This window comes from Paraburkholderia sp. BR14320 (assembly GCF_040948665.1).
Taxonomy (GTDB): Bacteria; Pseudomonadota; Gammaproteobacteria; order Burkholderiales; family Burkholderiaceae; genus Paraburkholderia; species Paraburkholderia youngii.
Genome location: NZ_JBFPKG010000003.1, coordinates 55,906 through 74,270, shown reverse-complemented (window position 1 = coordinate 74,270; position 18,365 = coordinate 55,906). Strand labels below are relative to the sequence as shown.

Below are 18,365 nucleotides of genomic sequence, written 5' to 3'. Positions count from 1 at the left end.
AGGAGCAGTCACGATGAAAATGCAACGAAACGCTCCCCGGATCGCGTCGACCCTGCTCGCCGCGGCGTTCACCCTGGTGCAGGCAGGCGTAGCAGTGGCGCAGACGGCTGCTCCGCAGAGCGCCAGCGAGATCCACAGGACCGGCATGCCACCGACGCAGCAGCAGGGTGACATATCGTTCGTAACCGGCGGAGTTGGTCGCGACGAGTCGACCGCGCTGCGGCAGGCACGCAGGCAGTGGCCGCTGTCTCTGCAGTTCACGGGACCCGGTGCGAGCTATGTGGCCGACGTCCAGGTGCAGATCGCCAAAGGCGGCGCTTCCGTGTTCGAGGCCACGTCGAAGGGGCCGTACATGCTCGTGCGGCTGCCTCAAGGGCGCTATACGATCAGCGCCACTTACAGCGGCGTGACCAGGAAGCAGACGGTGAACGTCCGCGGCAATGGCAGCGCGCGCGCCACTTTCTCGTTCCCATCCGGCGGCCACTAAGCGCGGTCCCGGCGCCGCGCCGAAGCTCGCGCGCGGCGCGTTCGTTTGCTAACGCGAAAGCCTCATGCCTTGAGCATCTTCTTGCCGTTCGCCCCGAGCAACGGCAAGTCGCGGATCCGCACACCAGTCGCGTCGTCGATCGCGTTCGCGAGCGCCGCGGCGGCCGGGCCTTGCGCCGCTTCTCCGACACCCAGGAATGGCAAGCCCGGCCGGTCGATCAACAGCACGTCCACGCGTTTGGGTACGGACGAGAAGCGCATGATCGGATAAGTGCTCCAGTCATAGCTCGTGATGCGTTGCGGATCGAATCGAGTTTCTTCATAGAGCGTCCAGCTCGCGGTTTGCAAAATGCCGCCTTCGATCTGATTGCGCACGCCGTCCGGATTCACGATCTGTCCGCAATCGACGGCCGCGACGACGCGCTCGATGCTGAGCTCGCCGGTATCGCGCAGCACCGTCACATCCATCGCGACGGCAAGGTAGGCCATCAGGTTCTTGTATTGGGCAAACGCAAAGCCGGTGCCGTGTGAGCGCGGGCTAGCGTCGCCCGTTAGCGCGCTGCGGGCATGCCAGCCGAATTGATCGGCTACGGCGCGAATCACGGCATGGGCGCGCGGATCATCGAGATGTTTGAGGCGAAACGCAACCGGGTCGGCGTGCGCGGCTCGGGCGAGCTCGTCGATGAAGCTCTCGATCGCGAACACGTTCATGTGCGCGCCGAGCGAACGCATCGCGGAGACGCGGATCGGCATCGTGGGTACGAAATGATGCTGCACGTGCAGGCTGGGCACGCGGTAGAGCGGAATGCTGTTGCGGTCGCCTCCGCCTTCCGGCATCGGAATCGGCTTGGGCGGCGCGGGGGTGAACGGCTGCGCAAGGAGCTGCGCGGGCAGCAGGCGGCCGGCATTCTCGATGCGGTTGTTATGCGTATTGCTCCATAGCTCGTAACGCCAGTCGGCAATCATGCCTGCCGCATCGAGCGTTGCCTTCGCGTCGACTGTCATGGCCGGGCCGAACGGTTCCCACATGTGTTCCTGTTCGCGCATCAATTGCACGCGCACCGGGCGGCCAGGCAACTCGCGTGCGATGAGGGCGGCGTCGGCCGCGGCATCGTCCGCGCCGTTGTGTCCGTAGCAGCCCGAACCTTCCACATGCACGCAGCGCACCTTGCCGGGCGGCATCGCGAGCATTTCGGCGATCCCGGCATGCAGCGGATAGACGCCTTGCGTGTGCGTCCAAACGGTCATCACACCGTTGTCGAGTTGCGCGACCGCGCACGATGGCCCAATCGAGCCATGCGTCAGATACGGCCTCGAATAGCGCGCCCGCAGCGTCGCCATCGGTGCGGCCGCGCCGGTCGCCGCGCCGTGATCGGCCACCGCGATTTCCTGTGCGGGCAGACTCATCAGCAACGCGTGGACGTTCGCTGGATCCGGCAGCGGCGGCCCCGAGCGCCACTGCGCGGCGAGCGCAAGCTCACGCATCGCGAGGATCGCGCGCCATTCGTCGTCGGCGGCCACTGCGAGGTAGTTGCCGTTGCGCACGACCTTGACGACCCCTGGCAGCGCCTCGACGCGCCCGCTATCGAATGCAACGAGGCTCGCGCCATAAGACGGCGGCCGCACGACGCGGGCATGTAGCATGCCGGGCAGCCGCAGGTCCTGGACATAGCTCGCGCCGCCCGTCACCTTGCCCGGGATATCGACGCGCGGCAGCATATGGCCAATCAGCGCGTAGGCCGTTGGCGGCTTTCTCGGCGCGTCGGCCTGGGCGTTCTGATGGAGGTCCGCGTGTTTCACGGCTTCGCCATAGCTCACGCGTCTTCCGTCGGCGGCAATGATGGCGCCGTCGCGTGTCGTCAGCGTCGCCGCGTCAAGGCCCAACTGTGAGGCCGCGCTCGCGACCAGCAGCGCGCGCACCTGAGCCGCGGCGTTGAGGATCGCGGTGCCGCTGTCGGCCATCGTGTGACTGCCGGCGGTGTAGCCTTCGTTCGGCGTTCTGGTGGTGTCGGCGGTGATCAGTTCGATCGCATGAGGCGCGAGGTCCAGCTCTTCCGCGGCGACCTGCAGCAATGCGGTGCGAATGCCCGTGCCAAGCTCCGCTTTGCCCGTGAATACGCTCACGTGGCCGTCGGGGGCGACCTTGATCCACGCATCGAGCAACGGCGTGGTCTTGAGACTGCCCGGCAGCTTCGGGTCGCTCGCGTTGAAGGTGCCCGCTTCGGTGGTGGTTTGCGCGAGCGCGGCCATGGCCGGCGCGATCGCGAAGCTCACCATCAGCGAGCCGCCAACGAGGAAGCGGCGCCGCGCAGCGTCATCCGGGCCGCTGCCGTGGGCGGCGGAGAATGAGCGGCCGTCGCTCACGATTGCGCTCCCTGGCCCGTACGCGGCGAACCGCTCGCGACTTGCCGGATCGCCGCGAGAATGCGCATGTGCGTGCCGCAGCGGCACAGGTTCGGCTGCATGTAGCGGCGGATCTGTTCATCGGTTGGGTGCGGGACCCGGTCCAGCAGCGTTTGCGCTCGCATGATCATGCCGGCGATGCAATAGCCGCATTGCGCGGCCTGCTCGTCGATGAAGGCTTGCTGAAGTGGTCCCGGATGTTGCGCGCTGCCGAGGCCTTCGACGGTTCGCACTGGCCGCTCGCCCACGGCCACGACCGGCATCAGGCACGAGAACACCGGTTCGCCGCCGACGCTGACCGTGCATGAGCCGCATTGACCGAGACCGCAGCCGAACTTCGCGCCGTCGAGTTGCAATTCGTTGCGCAGCACGTAGAGCAGCGGCGTGGACGGATCGACATCGACCGCATGACTGACGCCGTTGACGTTGAGTGTGATCATCGTGGCAAGCCGTCCTTGCGAAATTGCGCGACTGCGCGGGCGTCGAGCGTGGGCCACGCGTCGCGTGCGGTGAAGCGTTCGCGCGTGTAGTTGGCGAGCTCCGCTATCTGCTCATCCGTGAAGGTGTTGGCAAATGATGGCATGAAGGGCGCGCTATCGCTTTCGTCCCAGTCGATGCCATCGAGGATGAAACGGACCATGTTGCGAGGGCTGTCGGCGTTGACGGCCGTGGAAAGAGACAGGGACGGTAGAGCGCCCCCGTTCGACATCGGCGCGCCTTCGGCATGGCACGATGCGCAGGCCGCGGCGAACAGATTCGCGCCGCCGCCGGGCGAGGGGGACACGGGCATCGAGGTAGCGGAGGGGGAGGCGACCGGATGCTCCGGCACGCCTCGCCCCCCGGATGGCAACGCCAGCAGATACGCGGCTATCGCCTCTACGTCGGAGGCGGATGCGTCGGCGAGCGTGCGCGTGACGGGGCGCATCGGACCGGCTGCCGCGCCATGGGCGCTGGCGAGGCCCGTGCGCAGATAGCCCACGAGTTGTGCCTGCGTCCAGGGCGTCGGGCGTGAAGCGAGGTCCGTCAGCGCGGGCGCGTCCCATCCGTCGATCGTGCCGCCTTGCAGCGCATGGTCGCGACGCTCTGCGCCGAGGTGGTCGAGCGGCGTGTGGCATGCACCGCAATGACCGAGGCTTTCGACCAGGTAACGCCCGCGTGCGAGGTCCGGCGCTTCGCTCGGCAACGGTGCGGCTTCGCTACCGGTATGCAGGTAAAAAAGATTCCACACGGCGATGAGGGGCCTGAAGCCGAGCGGGAAGATCAGCTCGTTATGCGGCGCAGGCGCTTTGACGGGAGCACGGCTCATCAGCCATGCATACAGCGAGCCGATATCGGCATCGCTCAGGTGCGTGAAGTGGGGATACGGGAACGCGGGGTAGAGCAGATGTCCGTCGCTGGACACGCCGCGCCGCATCGCACGTTCGAACGCGTCGAGCGTCCAGCCTCCGATGCCGGTTTCGTTGTCCGGGGTGATGTTGGTCGAGTAAACGATGCCAAAAGGAGTTTTCAGCGGCAGTCCGCCCGCGAGGGGCTGGCCCTCCGTCGCGGTGTGGCACGTGACGCAATTGCCAATGGCCGCGAGCTTCGCGCCGCGCGCCGCGGCCGCGGTATCGCTGTCGGCCGCGATGGGCGCGGTGACGTCGCCGGGCGCGGGCTCCCGCGCATGCGCAGTGGGGCCGTACGCGGCCATGAGGGCGACCAGAACAACGGCCACGCCCGCACTTGCCACCCGTCCTTTCATCTGGCCTCCATCGCCGAACCGTCCGCGCATCGTCGTTGCGGAATGCATCGCGCGTCTGCGAGTCACGCAAGCGGCGTTCCCGATAGCGGCGGGTCGCGATAGCGGCTTCGTCTAGCCAGCAGCGACCGCGATAGCGATCTGCACGAACAGCACCTTGACGATGGTCATCGACGGAAAAATCATCGCGTACATGACGTCGGGCTGATCCGTCGGCGCGATGCGGTTGGCGAAGGCGAGAATCGCGGGATTGCCGGTCGCGCCGCAGATCACGCCGACCGACGTATCGAAAGACAGTCTAAAGATCCACAGGCAGCACACAGCCGTGACACCGACGAGCACCAGCAGCGTGATCACGCCATAAAGCAGCAGCACCGGTCCGGCGGTGCCAACGGTCGCAACGAACTTCGGTCCGCAAGACAGGCCTACCTGGGCGAGAAAAATCGTCAGCCCGATATTGCGTAGCACGAGATTTGCGGAGAGCGGCATCACCCACACGAAAGGTCCGCTGCGGCGCACCTTGCCGAGGCACAGCGCGACCAGTAGCAACGCCGCGAGACCCAGGCTGAACGCGCCGAGACCGGGCGCGCGCAACGGGATCGCGCCGACCAGCAGCCCCGCTGCCGCGCCGATGCCCAGACAGATGAAACTCAGCTCGGCCGTGCCCTTGATCGAATCGCCGAAGAACGCACGGACCCTCGCGCGATGCGCGTTACTGACGAGCAGGCCGACGCGGTCGCCCGCTTCGAGGATGAGGTCCGGCGTCGACAGCAGATCGGCGTCGCCGCGCCGCACGTGCGCGACCGCGCAGGTCACGCCATCCGGAAAGCGCAAGTTGCCGAGCGCCGTGCCGACCACCGACGGACTCGATGCGAACACGCGCAGATAGTCCAGGTCTTCCCGATGACTCGAAATACGCCCTGGCTGCAGCTCGCCGCATAGCGCGGTGGCTTCGTCGAGTGGGCGGCGCTCGGTGGCGGTCGCGAGGAGCACGTCGTCGGCGCGCAGCCTGAAGTCGTCGCTGGGCAGCTGATTGTGATGCGCTCGCCGCACGGCCGCGATCACCACGCCGGCAGGCAAGCGGCTCGAAAGCTCCGCCAGCGTGAGACCGAAGAGACTGGCATTGCGCAGCGCGATTTCAGCGGTCTCCAGCACCTTCGCGGTAGGCTTCGGTATTTTGGCTTTGAGGGCTGCGTTCAGCACATAGAGGAACAGGATCGGCCCGGCCACGCCGAACGGATAGGTGACGCTATAAGCCACGGCGGCATTGCTGCTTTTCATCGATGCGATGGCAACCTGCAGGCTCGCCGTGCTGGTGCCGCTGCCCGCGAACATGCCGAGCGCATCGGCGAGCGTGATGCCGAAGTGGATCAGGGCGCACGCCACCAGACCCGAAGCGATCACGCCCACACATGCGGCCGCGTTGGCCTTCATGCCGTCCCGGCTGGTGAGTCCGCGAAAAAACTGCGCGCCGTACTGAATGCCGATGCCATACAGAAACAGCAGCAGACCGAGCGTGCCCAGCAACGCCGGCGGCGCGGATTTCGGCGCGAACGCGCCGAGCCCCAATCCAACGAAAAGCACGGCCCCCGAGCCCAGAGCCACGCCCTTGATAGTGATTTCGCCGACCAGGTAGCCGAGCGCAATGGTCAGAAAAAGCGCGAGCAGCGGCTGAGTTTCGAGGAAAGTTCTGACTGCTTCCATGCCGTCCCCCATGTACGCGTCGCTCCTATCGCATTGCGCCTGCGAGGTTGCCCGAGCCGAGACCTACGATCAGATCGACTGCACCGTTCTTCAACGCTTGCGTGGCGAGCACGCCCGCCGCTTTCAAGCCGGCCGCGTCGATGCGCGACGCATCCGATAGCTCGACACGCAACCGCGTGGCCGCCAGCGCGTCGAGCTTCACGATGTTGGCCGCGCCGCCCAGCGCCGCACGAATCTTTTCCGCGCGCTCCGTTTCCTGCGGCGAGTGTTGCGCCGAGGCGGCCACGGCCGCTGGAGCCGCGGCAGTCGCCGCTGCCGCGCCTTGCGCATCGGCCGCGCCTTCCGCTGGCAGATCCGCTTCGGCGCCCGCTGTCTTCAGATAGTCCTGCATGTCGGTTTTCATGTTCTCCGACAACGGCCCGAAGATCGCCTGCACGCCGTTGCCCACGCGCACCACACCCGCCGCACCGAGCGCTTTGAGCTTGTGTTCGTCGACGCGCGCCGGGTCCTTCACGGAGATGCGCAGCCGCGTGATGCAAGCGTCGAGACTGGTGATATTGGAGCGGCCGCCAAAGGCGAGCACGAGTTCGCGCGAGCGTCCGCCCGTGCCGCTCGCGGCGACCGCCACGGTATCTGCCGTATCGTCCTCGCGGCCAGGTGTCTTGAGGTTGAAGCGCGTGATGACGAAGCGGAACACGCCGTAATAGATCACCGCGTAAATTGGACCGAGAATGAAAACGTACCAGGCGTGCGTGGCCTTTCCCCCGATCAGATTGAACATCAGAAAATCGATGCCGCCTTGCGAGAATGTGAAGCCCATGCGCATGCCAAGGGTGTTCGCCACGAACTGTGCCGACGCCGCGAGGCATGCGTGAATCAGGTACAGCACCGGCGCGACGAACAGGAACGCGAATTCGATCGGCTCGGTGATGCCGGTGAGGAAAGAAGTCAGCGCGGCCGAAACCATCATGCCGCCAACAGCGACCTTCTTCTCCGGCTTCGCGCAATGCCAGATCGCGATCGCGGCGGCCGGCAGGCCGAACATCTTGAACAGGAACGCGCCCGCAAGAATCCCGGCGGTGGGATCGCCCGCGAAATAGCGGGTGATGTCGCCGTGAACCTCCTTGCCGGTGGTCGGGTCGACGAAGCTGCCCATTTCGAAGAAGAATGGCACGTTCCAGATGTGATGCAGACCGAATGGAATCAGCAGACGTTCGACGAAACCGTAGACCGTCGCGGCGGTGCGCGGGTCAGAAACCGCTGCCCAGTGTGAAAAGGCTTTGATTGCGCTGCCTATTGGCGGCCACACGAAGGACAGGATCGCGCCGAGCACGATCGAGCCGATCGCGGTCACGATGGGCACGAAGCGCTTGCCGGCGAAGAAGCCGAGATACGGCGGCAACGTGATCCGGTAGTAGCGGTTGAACATCCAGGCCGCAAGACCACCGGCGAGGATGCCGCCGAACACGCCGGTCTGGATCGACGGTATGCCCATGATCGTGTCGGTTTCGATGCCCTCTATCTTGGCGATCACACCCAGCGTGGCCGTCATCACCAGATACCCGATCGTTGCGGCGATGCCCGACACGCCATCGTTCTCGGTGAAGCCGAGCGCGACGCCGATCGCGAAGATCAGCGGCAGGTTCGCGAAGATCACGTCGCCCGCGTTCTTCATCAGCGCGAGCACGACGGTCGGCACGTAGCCGTGGAAGTCGGTGGCGCCGAGACCGAGCAGCAGGCCGGCCACCGGCAGCACGGCGACGGGCAGCATCAGCGATTTGCCGATCTTCTGCAAGACTCCAAACGCATGCGAGAACATGGCTGATCTCCTGTTGATCGGCTCAGTCGGCAAAGCGCGACAGATGCGCGCGGACTTCCGCGGCGGTGCCCAGACGCAGCACCTCGGCGGCGAGTTTCTTTGCTTCGTCGGTCGTGATGCGGGCCAGCTGGGCCTTGATCGAACCCACTGCCGGAATGCTCACCGATAGCTCGTCGATGCCAAGGCCGACGAGCACCGGCACCGCCATCGCATCCGACGCGATGCCGCCGCAAATGCCGACCCATTTGCCGTGCTGATGCGCACCGTCGACCGTCATGCCGATCAGACGCAACACCGCCGGGTGCAGTGCGTCGGCCTGCTTCGCGAGTTGCGGATGGCCCCGGTCCATCGCGAGCGTGTATTGCGTGAGGTCGTTCGTGCCGATGGAGAAGAAGTCGACTTCGCGTGCGAGCGGCTCGGCGATCAGCGCGGCCGCCGGGACTTCGATCATGACGCCCACTTTCACGCTCGCCGCGCGATCGCCGGCTTCTTCGAGCAGGATCTTGCGCGCCGCACGCACTTCCTCAACCGTCGTGATCATCGGGAACATCACGTGCAGATTGCCGAGCGGCGCCGCGCGCAGAATCGCGCGCAGTTGGGTGCGGAAGATGTCGGGACGCTCGAGGCTCACGCGCACACCGCGCAGGCCGAGAAACGGATTGTCTTCCTTCGGCAGCGGCATATACGACAGCGGTTTGTCGCCGCCGACGTCGAGCGTGCGGACCACGAGCGTGCGCTCGCGGCCGAGCGCTTCCGCGACCGCGCAATATTCGGTGGCCTGTTCGTCTTCGGTTGGCGCGGTGTCGCGCGCGTCGAACAGGAACTCGGAGCGCAACAGTCCCACGCCTTCCGCACCGCCAGCTACCGCGTCGCGCGCTTCCTGCGCATTGCGGATGTTCGCGACGACTTCGACGCGGTGGCCATCCGCCGTCATTGCGAGTTTGGTTGCCGCGAGCTTTTCGTCTTCGCGTTTGGCGGCCTGACGCCTGATGCGTTCGCGCGCCTTCTCCAGTTCCTCGGTGCTCGGATTGCGCCGCAAGCTGCCGCGCGAACCGTCGAGCACGACGGGCGTGCCGTCGGCGAGTTGCAGTGCGCGCGCGTCGATACCGCAAATCGCCGGGATGCCGAGCGAGCGCGCGAGGATCGCGACGTGACTCGTCGCGCCGCCGGTCGTCGTGCAAAAGCCGAGCACCTTGCTGCGATCGAGCGACGTGGTGTCGGACGGCGAGAGTTCCTCGGCGATCAGGATCGACTCTTCCGGCACGTCGATCTGCGCCTGCTTCACGCCGGCGAGCAGCGCGAGCACACGGCGGCCGACGTCGCGGATATCGCCGGCGCGTTCGCGCAGCAGCGGATTGTCGAGCTTTTCCAGCATGCTTGCCTGGTTCTGGAACGCTTCGCGCCATGCGAACCCCGCGCCTTTTCCCGTGCTGATGCTGCTGATGGCGGCATCGTTCAGGTCGGGGTCGTCCAGCAGTTCGAGATGCGCGTCGAGAATCTGCGCTTTCGACGGATCGGTGAGCGTCGCCTTCAGCCCCTCGATCTGCTGACGTGCTTGATGCTGCGCCGCTTCGAGTTGCGCCCGTTCGCGTTGCGGCGATTCGCCTGCTTCGTTCACCTCGATCACTTGCTGGCGGAACTGCACGATTTTGCCGACCGAAAGCCCAGGCGAAGCGGAGACGCCGATGAATTCGTTGGCGTCGGCGGGAGCCGCCTCGCTCGGTGCCGGCACTGGCGCAGCCGGTGCGGTCGGCGCGGCCGCCGCGGGTGCGGGCGCGTCGCCGGGCTTTTCGCCCGATCCCTCGGCAAGCAGTCGCGCGACGGCGCTGGCCGCCTCCGCCGCGTCGGGACCGCGGGCCTCGACGCGCAGCTTGTCGCCGAACTTCGTTGCGAGCCCCATGAGCGCGACGACGGACTTGGCATTTGCGCTGGCGTCGCCGCGCAGCAGTCGGATCTCGGACTTGAATTTCTTCGCCTCGACCGCGACGACTGCCGCGGGCCGCGCATGCAGGCCCGCCGGATTCGGCAGCGTGATCTCGCCGGAGAGGGTCGCGCCGGTGGCGCTGGCCGTATCCTTGTTCTCGATGCTGCCGACCAGTTCGACGTACAGCGCGACGTCGGTGCCGGCGACGACGAGCCCTTTCGCGGGAACGTAGCGCGTGACGAGATCGCCGTTGGCGATGACCATTTGCGTGAGCAGACTGGTTGCTTTTGCGCCGACCACGATCGGGTCGAAGCGGATCAGCGGCGTGCCCGCCGCGACGGTGTCGCCTTCCTGGACCAACGGCATGAAGCCCTCGCCGCGCAGCAACACGGTGTCGAGCCCGATATGCAGCAGCACCTGCAGACCGTTGTCGCCGGTGATCGTTGTCGCGTGGCACGAGCTATGGAGTTGCGTGACCTTGCCGGCAAGCGGCGATAGCAGTTCATCCGAGGTCGGATCGATCGATATGCCATCGCCGACCATCTTCTGCGCGAAGACCGGATCGGGCACGCTGTCGAGAGGAACCAGTACGCCCGACAGTGGCGCCATCAACTCGATGCGCTGGGGACGCTGAGGAGCTTTCATCGCCAAGACTCCTTGTACATTGACGCTCGCCCGCGGTGGTTCGACTCGAGCCGCGTGAGCGCGACATTCATACGTGCGGTCGGCACCATTGCCGGTTACGCCGCTCACCCACTTGTGAGCGGCGCACGTTACAAAAGCTCGGTGACAGGAACTTGGAACCAACAAGGTCGCGCACGTCGCCCGTATGCGCAAACTGCTGCTTACCCCTCGATGCGATTGTTCTCACCGGAAAGCCTCGGCAGCCTGATTTCGTTTGTGCGTGACCTGTCGGCTTTCAGGAGGGTTGCCGCGCTGTTTGCGTATGTCGGCCGCCTCTCGCCAGTGGGCGACCGCACGCACCGTGGTTCCGGAAAAAGGACCCGGAAAGCGCTCTGAAAGAGAGCATATGTTACTGAGCGCAGATTGCAAGACGAGACGATTTCCGAAATGGATCTCCTGAGTTTTCCGAATTTGCGGCAGGACACGGGCGCTGCAATTTATTGATTGGCGTGTGGCGCAGTTTTACTTCGGTGTTTTATACGCTTAGCGAAGCGGCGGCGTCTGCTTCGTCTGCAACCGCATTCACCGTGTCGAACTCGATAAGCAATTCCGCGCCCAATGAGGCGCTGACGGATGCAATCGGCATATTGGGGCGGTTTTCTTTCCCGAAATACGATTTTTCGAGCGCATCGAGCGCGCGTTGATAATCCGGGGACTGGAAATCCGTCAGTGTCTTTACTTCATAAATGATGTTCTGAATGAGGAATCGTTTGCAAGGCAGCGCGTTGCGCCGTTGAATCGAACGCGAACGCGGTCTTTCCTGTTGTCGAACATCAGGGCAAGCTCAACGATGCCGTGCCTCACGGTCCGTTGAGATGCCCATCAAATACCAGTCGTGGAATGTGTTGAATTTCTTGATCAGGTCCATACCGAGCAAAACGGAGTTGTTACGCTGGCGCGGGGTGCCAAGTGAGCTTTGAGGTGCCTTCAGGGCGCAGACATGCCGTTTAGTCATGAACCTGGCGAGCGGGGCTAGTTGGCTCGCGTCGCGCGTGAGCTCCCATGAACTTGCTGAGGCAATGAGCTGGCGGCCGGTGCGCACCACGTCGCTGGACGTGCTGCCGCGATATTCGTGCCGCGTATGAAGCGTGCAACTGCCGTGGGCTCCCGCTTTCAAATCAATCGCCATCCGTCTCCCGGGTACTGATCAGGCCAGTCGGTATAGCTCTCACGGAGCCCTATTGGACACGGCAAAAAATGAAGTCCTCGAGCCGCCGGGAACAATGCGATACCGCGTTAGCAGCCCGATGCAAGCGCTGCGGCGCGACTTACGAGATCTTGTAACATCGTGGAAGACTGTCAACGAAACGCGCCACGCCGCTGATGACGAACGCTTTCCTGCTGGCGCATATGAAAGAGGCTACGCGGTCGTTTCGGCCGTTAGCGGATATCGCCGCCCGCGCATTGTTCAGCCACACCTTCTAGTCTTTTCATCGGACGACTCTTTTTCCAACGTGAGACCACGCCTAAAGTGTCAGGCTTCAATCTGGCATCAGGGTCATCATGCAAATCGATACACCTACGACTTCTGCGTCCCTGCAAGGGAATTCAACGTCCGCAGGTCAATGGCTATCCGTCATCGCCGTTGCGGTAAGCGCGTTCGCGTTCGTCACGGCCGAGTTTTTGCCCGTCGGTCTGTTGCCACAGATCGCACACGACCTCGGCGTGTCGACTGGTGTCGCTGGTCTGATGGTCACCACGCCCGGCGTAATGGCCGCAATACTGGCGCCGACGCTGATCGTCAGCGCGGGCCGCATGGACCGCCGGTACGTTTTCCTGCTCCTCACCGCGGTACTGTTGATCGCGAACGTCGTGTGCGCGATCGCACCGAACCTCGCGATCATGCTGGTAGGACGAGCTCTGCTCGGCGGCGCGCTGGGTGGCTTCTGGACTCTGGCGACGGCGGCGGCTCCTCGACTCGTGCAGGCAAAGGATGCCGCCAAAGCAACCGCGACCATTCTGACCGGCGTGACCTGCGCAACCGTGATCGGCGTGCCGCTCGGTACGTTCATCGCGTCGTTTGCATCGTGGCGGATGGCGTTCGCCGCGACCGCGGGGCTCGTGTCGCTCGCGTTGCTGGCGCAGGCGTTCCTCGTGCCATCGTTGCCGTCGGCATCGGCGTTGCGGATCGCCGATTTCAAAACGCTGCTTCGCCGGCCGCATACGAGGTTGAGCATGGTGATGGTCGCGCTCGTCTTCGGCGCGCATTTCTCGACCTACACGTACATCGCTCCGCTGCTCGAACACGACTTCTCGTTGAGCGCCATCACGCTGTTGCTGTTCGGATTCGGTCTGATCGGTTTCTTCTCGAATGCGTTGGCGTCGATGGTGATTTCGGACCATCTGAAGAAATCCGTCGCCGCGATGGTTCTGCTGCTATTGGGCGCGATGTCGTCGATGTTGCTGCTCGAGCATTCGTCGATCGGCGAGACTGCGGGGATGCTGCTGTGGGGAATCGCGTTCGGAGCGCTGCCGCTTTGCTTTAGCGTATGGATTCAGCGCAGCACGACGGACCTGCCCGAAGCGGGGTCGGCTATGTTCGTGAGCATCATCCAGGTGGCGATTGCGGCGGGCTCGGCAGTGGGAGGCACTATTGTCGACCGGGCGGGAATTCACGCCGACTTCACGTTGGGACTTGGACTCGCGCTACTCGGTCTCGTCACACTGCAACGGCTTGCCGTGCTGGAGGGACCGGCCGCTGCGTCTTCTCTTGAGTGCGCGTGCGATGCGTCGGTTGACTGACGCAACGGAACAGATACGGCGCGAGGCTCGCCAGGCGAGCGACGACTCCGTCACCCAGCCGTCTTCACGATTCTGGGTTGAAACGGCGCGTTGAGTTGCACGTCGCCAGCGGCCTCGTTGCGGGCAGCGCTCGTCGACAGATAGCGCAAACAGCACACGCGCAGAAACGACGCGAAATTCAACGGCTCTTCGCCGCGCAATGCGATCAGTTCGTCGTGAAGCTTCACGACGAACTGGGTCGTCGTCACGTCCTCGCGGCTGGCGATTTCCTGGAGCACGTCCCAGAAGAGATTTTCGAGCCTCACGGTGGTCACGACGCCGTGAATGCGTAGCGCGCGCGTACGCGACTCGTAGTGGATCGGATCAGCGTTGACATAGACGTTGCACATACGGTCAGCCTTTCTCGCAAGTGATGACGTCGCAGGACGCGAAGCGCGCGGCGCGGTCGCTCATGCCGTCGTGATCGAGCGTAACACGGCTGCTCGCCCGCGATGCCGCGCTTCGGTCCTGCGCTCCTTCAATGCGCGATGCGCGTGCCGAGCAGCGCAAGGAATTGCGCGATCCAGTTCACGTGCGAAGTCCATGCGGGCGCGGTGACGAAGTTCTCGTCGGTGATCGCGTCGGGCCAGTCGAGCGCCACGTACTCCGCGCCCGCCAGCTTCACCTCGGGCGCGCAGGCCGGATACGCGGAGATGCGCCGGCCTTCGATCACGCCCGCCGCAGCCAGCAGTTGCGCGCCGTGGCAGACCGCGGCGATCGGTTTCTTCGCTTCGGCGAATTGGCGCACCCAGCCGATCACCTTGTCGTTGAGCCGCAGATACTCGGGGGCGCGGCCGCCGGGCACGAGCAGCGCGTCATATTGCGCGGGGTCGACCGATGCGAAATCGGTGTTCAGCGTGAAGTTATGTCCGCGCTTTTCGGTGTAGGTCTGATCGCCTTCGAAGTCGTGGATCGCGGTGCGAATCGCGTCGCCTGCGCGCTTGTCGGGCGCAACGACGTCCACCTTATGACCGACTGCCCCCAGTGCCTGAAACGGCACCATCAGCTCATAGTCTTCGACGAAATCACCGGCGATGATAAGAATGCGCTTCGACATGCTTCGTGTCCTCTCGAATCGGGTTGGGAAAGGCGAGGCGGACGCGCTATCGCGGTATGCGCAAAGCGGCCGTTGACAAGCAATATAGCGATCGACGCAGTGAGCGGGGTAATAAGCGGCTAAATGCCGACCAGGGATTTCACCGAGCTGAACGCACTTCAGCCCTCAGGCGAAAGAAAAAGAGTCGCGCTCGATTCGAGCGCGACTCTTTCGTCATTCGAAAGGTCTACTCAACCACGCAGATTCGACACACATCGCTGCAGCACCTTGCGCAGCGTATCGACCGGGATTTCCGTGACTCCGTCCAGCATGGACGCTTCGAGCGTGTCGATCGCCGCATCGCATTCCTTCAGTACCCGGCGACCTTCGTCGGTCAGAAACAGATGAATCAGCCGGCCGTGCGTAGGATGTCCAGCGCGTCCGACCCAACCGTTGGCCTCCATGGTCTTGACAACTTCGTTGGCCGACTGCGGCGTGATGAACGAGCGTTCGGCGAGTTTTGCGTTGGTCATCGCGCCGCTGGCGCTGATCACGGAGAGCGCGGTGAATTGAGGCAAGGTCAGCCCGAATTCACCCAGCACATCGATCAAACTGCGTTTGAGCAGGCGGTCCAGTTGGCCGACCACGTAGGAAACGCGGGCTGGTGGGGCACCGGTTTTCGTTGAACCGGCCTGTTTGGCAAGGGGCGTTCGCCGCTTCTCCATTGTCTTGATCATTATCACGTTGCCTTAGGTGTTTCTACCAGGCATATCATATTCTACTTTCAATATCAGGCATCCTGAGACTAGACTCATCGTCAATTCCGGGGGTGCTATGGAAGGGGTTCTGATAAGTGACGCAAAGATCATTGTCGGAAATCTTCTCCTTCCCATGGCCGCTTCGTCGAACGACAAAGCGTAGCTTGCCACCGGTAATTCAATCAAAGGTCAAGGAGACTTCATGTCAAGTGTTGCTAATCGGTCCAGTGCCGTGGGCTCCAGTACTGCACTAACGTTGGCATTGTGCTTTCTCGTGGCGGTGCTGGAGGGTATCGACCTGCAGTCCACCGGCGTTGCGGCGCCTCGGATGGCGCACGAGTTCGGCTTGTCGGTCGGCCAGTTGGGGCTCGCTTTCAGCGCCGGGATGTTGGGGCTTTTGCCGGGCGCGATGATCGGCGGCAGACTCGCCGACAGAATCGGCCGCAAGCGCGTTCTAATGATCTCGATGGCGGTATTCGGCATCTTCTCGATTGCGACCGCGCAGGTCTGGAGCTTCGAAAGTCTGCTGATTGCTCGCCTGCTGACGGGTATCGGGCTCGGCGGCGCGATGCCGAACCTGATCGCGTTGTCTTCCGAGGCGGTCGATCCGCGTCACCGCAACACGGCGGTCAGCGTCATGTATTGCGGCATGCCGGTCGGCGGCGCGCTTGCGGCATTGATCGCCGTGCTGAGCGCGGGTGCTACTGCGTGGCGCCATATCTTCTACGTGGGCGGAGTCGGACCGCTGATCATCATTCCGCTGCTGATCGCGTTGCTGCCTGAGTCGCGCGAATTCGCCGCCGAGTCGCGGGAATCGACCAAAGCGGACAAACCGCTGCTTTCGACGCGCGCAGTCCTGTTCGGCGAGGGGCGCGCCGCGGCGACGATCGGTATCTGGATCAGCTTCTTCTGCACGCTGATCGTTCTTTACTTCCTGCTGAACTGGTTGCCTTCGTTGACCGTCGGGCGCGGCATGAGTCGTTCGCAGGCTGGGATCGCGCAGATCTTTTTCAACGTCGGCAGCGTGATCGGCGTGCTCGGCATCGGTGTGCTGATGGACCGGTTCAGACAAGGCCTGTCAGTCACGGCAGTCTATGCGTGCATCGTCGGTGCATTGATCGCGCTTTCGCAGGTCGCCAGCATCGAGACGTTATCCGTTGCCGTGCTGTTTGCCGGCATGGGCGTCGTCGGCGCGCAGTCGATGCTGTATGCGCTGTCCGCCGCGAGCTATCCGACCAGTGTGCGAGGTACGGGCGTCGGCGCCGCGGTGGCGGTGGGACGCGTCGGTTCGATCGTCGGCCCCGCTGCCGCAGGGCAATTGCTGTCGATGGGAAAGAGCTCGGCCCTCGTTATCGGCGCGAGCGTGCCGGTGACCATCATCGCGGCGATTACGGCATTGCTCGTCATTCGCTCCAACACTGCGAAACGCTAAGTATTCGTTGATGGACCGAGATGGCCCGGCGCTTTCGCGCCGGGCCATTTTTCATGCGTCATTCGCGATTCGTAATGCGTCGGCCCGCAAGCCGAGCAAGCTGACCGCATTCTCTTTCAGAACGAGCGGCTTCACTTCGGGCTTGATGTCGAGCGTGTCGAAGTCCTCCAGCCAGCGGTCGGGGCGGATCAGCGGGAAGTCGGACGCGAACAGCACCTTGTTGCGCAACAGCGTATTCGCATACTTGACCAGCTCGGGCGAAAAGTACTTCGGCGACCAGCCCGACAGATCGATATACACGTTCGGCTTATGCAGCGCGATCGACAGCGCCTGCTCCTGCCACGGCCAGGACGGATGCGCGATCACGATCTTCATGTCGGGAAAATCGGCGGCGACATCGTCGAGGTAGATCGGCTCCGAATACTTGAGACGCAAGCCGCCGCCGCCGCGCATGCCCGAGCCCATGCCCGAATGTCCGCTGTGAAAAACCGCCGGCAGCCCGTACTCGGCGATCACTTCGTATAGCGGGTACGCCATGCGGTCGTTGGCGAAGAAGCCCTGCATCGTAGGGTGAAACTTGAAACCGCGCACGCCGTGCTCGTCGATGAGCCGCCGTGCTTCTCGCGCGCCGAACTTGCCTTTATGCGGATCGATGCTGGCGAACGCGATCATGATGTCGGAGTTGTTCTGCGCGAACTCCGCGACCTCTTCGTTCGAAATGCGACGGCGCCCGATGTTCGATTCGCAGTCGACGGTAAACATCACGAAGCCGATCTTGCGCTCCCGATAGTGCTCGATCGTTTCGGGAATGGTCGGGCGGCGCCCTTGTTTGAGCACGGTGCCGAAGTACTTGTCGGCGGCTTCGTCGAATTCTTTTGCAAACAGGTCTGGCGGTTGGCAGCACGACACCTCGGCATGCACGTGAGTGTCGATGGCCTTCAGTTGATCGATGTTCAATGGCGTCTCCTATGTGTAATCAAGGCTGATGCGTCAGGCTGCGCGAAGATTGCGCACGCACGTCAACAGCAGGTGTTTCAGCATCTGTGAACCGTGTTCATCGATTTCGCCTAGCATCGATTGCTCGATCCTGTCGGCGGCACCGTCGCACTGAGCCAGCAATATTTCGCCGGCCCGCGTCAGCGACAGCAGCCCGACTCGACGGTTGAACGGATCGGCGACACGCGTGACCAATCCGTTCGCTTCCATCGATTTGACGACCGCGCTGGCCGCTTGCGGCGTGATCAACGAGCGCTGCGCGAGCTGCGCGTTCGATGAACGCGCGCGCGCCCGCAGCACCGACAGCGCCGTGTATTGCGGCAACGTCAGACCATGCGACGCAAGCGCTTCGGAAAGCTGCCGCGTGAGGATCTTGTCGAGCTGCCCGGCCAGGTAGGTCAGACGCACCGGAGCGGCAGCATGTCTTCGATCGCGCACGCTGCGCCGCGCCGTGGCGCCTGGCGTGATTTCGGACCCTGACGGCTTTCTCTTGATCGTCGGCATAGGCGGTTAGGGGTTTTTACCAAGACCTCTACATTGTACTTTACTTATCAGGTCGCCTGATATTAAATTGCACTCAGGCCGCGAGGGCGGCATTGATACG

The 18,365-nt window shown here is 63.7% G+C and carries 15 protein-coding genes; 3 read left to right on the top strand and 12 right to left on the bottom strand.

Translation table 11 applies throughout. From position 1 onward, the window contains the following. The first annotated feature begins 13 nt into the window (after nt 1–13). Entirely contained in the window at nt 14–487 is a 474-nt protein-coding gene (locus AB3X89_RS04470) for a carboxypeptidase regulatory-like domain-containing protein (RefSeq protein ID WP_176120497.1), read from the top strand. 62 nt (nt 488–549) lie between these two features. On the opposite strand, the gene AB3X89_RS04465 is transcribed toward AB3X89_RS04470, so the two are convergent. From AB3X89_RS04465 to AB3X89_RS04435, 7 genes are all read right to left on the bottom strand, one after another. Continuing rightward, nucleotides 550–2,763 (bottom strand): molybdopterin cofactor-binding domain-containing protein, encoded by a 2,214-nt coding sequence (locus AB3X89_RS04465; protein WP_368582219.1) that lies wholly within the window; start codon nt 2,761–2,763, stop codon nt 550–552. Between the two features lie 83 nt (nt 2,764–2,846). After that, on the bottom strand, nt 2,847–3,329 hold the full coding sequence (locus AB3X89_RS04460; RefSeq protein WP_368582023.1) for a (2Fe-2S)-binding protein: 483 nt from the start codon (nt 3,327–3,329) through the stop codon (nt 2,847–2,849). Next, a complete protein-coding gene (locus AB3X89_RS04455; protein ID WP_368582022.1) occupies nt 3,326–4,630 on the bottom strand; it encodes a cytochrome c in 1,305 nt (434 codons plus the stop codon). The genes AB3X89_RS04460 and AB3X89_RS04455 overlap by 4 nt, the downstream gene beginning before the upstream one ends. A 111-nt stretch (nt 4,631–4,741) precedes the next feature. After that, entirely contained in the window at nt 4,742–6,331 is a 1,590-nt protein-coding gene (locus AB3X89_RS04450) for an aspartate:alanine exchanger family transporter (protein WP_368582021.1), read from the bottom strand. A gap of 25 nt (nt 6,332–6,356) precedes the next feature. Next, on the bottom strand, nt 6,357–8,150 hold the full coding sequence (ptsG, locus tag AB3X89_RS04445; protein WP_368582020.1) for a PTS glucose transporter subunit IIBC: 1,794 nt from the start codon (nt 8,148–8,150) through the stop codon (nt 6,357–6,359). 22 nt (nt 8,151–8,172) lie between these two features. Further along, nucleotides 8,173–10,719 (bottom strand): phosphoenolpyruvate--protein phosphotransferase, encoded by a 2,547-nt coding sequence (gene ptsP / locus AB3X89_RS04440; RefSeq protein ID WP_368582019.1) that lies wholly within the window; start codon nt 10,717–10,719, stop codon nt 8,173–8,175. Between the two features lie 823 nt (nt 10,720–11,542). Next, nucleotides 11,543–11,887, bottom strand: coding sequence for a hypothetical protein (locus tag AB3X89_RS04435; RefSeq protein WP_368582018.1), 345 nt, complete (start codon nt 11,885–11,887; stop codon nt 11,543–11,545). A 374-nt stretch (nt 11,888–12,261) separates the two neighbouring features. On the opposite strand from AB3X89_RS04435, the gene AB3X89_RS04430 reads away from it, so the two are divergent. Next, nucleotides 12,262–13,500: an MFS transporter gene (locus AB3X89_RS04430; protein WP_368582016.1), complete on the top strand. Its 1,239-nt coding sequence runs from the start codon at nt 12,262–12,264 to the stop codon at nt 13,498–13,500. Nucleotides 13,501–13,550: 50 nt separating this feature from the next. Here the strand turns inward: AB3X89_RS04430 and AB3X89_RS04425 are convergent, their stop codons facing one another. The 3 genes from AB3X89_RS04425 to AB3X89_RS04415 all read right to left on the bottom strand — a co-directional run bounded on the left by AB3X89_RS04425 (nt 13,551) and on the right by AB3X89_RS04415 (nt 15,312). Further along, nucleotides 13,551–13,889: a ribbon-helix-helix domain-containing protein gene (locus AB3X89_RS04425; RefSeq protein WP_368582015.1), complete on the bottom strand. Its 339-nt coding sequence runs from the start codon at nt 13,887–13,889 to the stop codon at nt 13,551–13,553. Between the two features lie 128 nt (nt 13,890–14,017). Further along, complete coding sequence (locus tag AB3X89_RS04420) at nt 14,018–14,596, bottom strand: DJ-1/PfpI family protein (protein WP_018437407.1); 579 nt, start codon at nt 14,594–14,596, stop codon at nt 14,018–14,020. A 230-nt stretch (nt 14,597–14,826) separates the two neighbouring features. Beyond that, complete coding sequence (locus AB3X89_RS04415; protein ID WP_368582014.1) at nt 14,827–15,312, bottom strand: MarR family winged helix-turn-helix transcriptional regulator; 486 nt, start codon at nt 15,310–15,312, stop codon at nt 14,827–14,829. 223 nt (nt 15,313–15,535) lie between these two features. Here AB3X89_RS04415 and mhpT point away from each other — a divergent pair, with 223 nt between their 5' ends. Continuing rightward, on the top strand, nt 15,536–16,765 hold the full coding sequence (gene mhpT, locus AB3X89_RS04410) for a 3-(3-hydroxy-phenyl)propionate transporter MhpT (protein WP_368582013.1): 1,230 nt from the start codon (nt 15,536–15,538) through the stop codon (nt 16,763–16,765). 51 nt (nt 16,766–16,816) lie between these two features. Here the strand turns inward: mhpT and AB3X89_RS04405 are convergent, their stop codons facing one another. Both AB3X89_RS04405 and AB3X89_RS04400 read right to left on the bottom strand, forming a co-directional pair. Next, on the bottom strand, nt 16,817–17,722 hold the full coding sequence (locus tag AB3X89_RS04405) for an amidohydrolase family protein (protein ID WP_368582012.1): 906 nt from the start codon (nt 17,720–17,722) through the stop codon (nt 16,817–16,819). Nucleotides 17,723–17,755: 33 nt separating this feature from the next. Continuing rightward, entirely contained in the window at nt 17,756–18,199 is a 444-nt protein-coding gene (locus AB3X89_RS04400) for a MarR family winged helix-turn-helix transcriptional regulator (RefSeq protein ID WP_368582011.1), read from the bottom strand. Between the last annotated feature and the right edge of the window lie 166 nt (nt 18,200–18,365).

Bases quoted from the DNA above. Each gene is read 5' to 3' on its own strand.
- AB3X89_RS04470 (WP_176120497.1), top strand. From the start codon at position 14: ATGAAAATGCAACGAAACGCTCCCCGGATCGCGTCGACCCTGCTCGCC.
- AB3X89_RS04465 (WP_368582219.1), bottom strand. From the start codon at position 2,763: ATGGTGAGCTTCGCGATCGCGCCGGCCATGGCCGCGCTCGCGCAAACC.
- AB3X89_RS04460 (WP_368582023.1), bottom strand. From the start codon at position 3,329: ATGATCACACTCAACGTCAACGGCGTCAGTCATGCGGTCGATGTCGAT.
- AB3X89_RS04455 (WP_368582022.1), bottom strand. From the start codon at position 4,630: ATGAAAGGACGGGTGGCAAGTGCGGGCGTGGCCGTTGTTCTGGTCGCC.
- AB3X89_RS04450 (WP_368582021.1), bottom strand. From the start codon at position 6,331: ATGGAAGCAGTCAGAACTTTCCTCGAAACTCAGCCGCTGCTCGCGCTT.
- ptsG (WP_368582020.1), bottom strand. From the start codon at position 8,150: ATGTTCTCGCATGCGTTTGGAGTCTTGCAGAAGATCGGCAAATCGCTG.
- ptsP (WP_368582019.1), bottom strand. From the start codon at position 10,719: ATGAAAGCTCCTCAGCGTCCCCAGCGCATCGAGTTGATGGCGCCACTG.
- AB3X89_RS04435 (WP_368582018.1), bottom strand. From the start codon at position 11,887: ATGGCGATTGATTTGAAAGCGGGAGCCCACGGCAGTTGCACGCTTCAT.
- AB3X89_RS04430 (WP_368582016.1), top strand. From the start codon at position 12,262: ATGCAAATCGATACACCTACGACTTCTGCGTCCCTGCAAGGGAATTCA.
- AB3X89_RS04425 (WP_368582015.1), bottom strand. From the start codon at position 13,889: ATGTGCAACGTCTATGTCAACGCTGATCCGATCCACTACGAGTCGCGT.
- AB3X89_RS04420 (WP_018437407.1), bottom strand. From the start codon at position 14,596: ATGTCGAAGCGCATTCTTATCATCGCCGGTGATTTCGTCGAAGACTAT.
- AB3X89_RS04415 (WP_368582014.1), bottom strand. From the start codon at position 15,312: ATGATCAAGACAATGGAGAAGCGGCGAACGCCCCTTGCCAAACAGGCC.
- mhpT (WP_368582013.1), top strand. From the start codon at position 15,536: ATGTCAAGTGTTGCTAATCGGTCCAGTGCCGTGGGCTCCAGTACTGCA.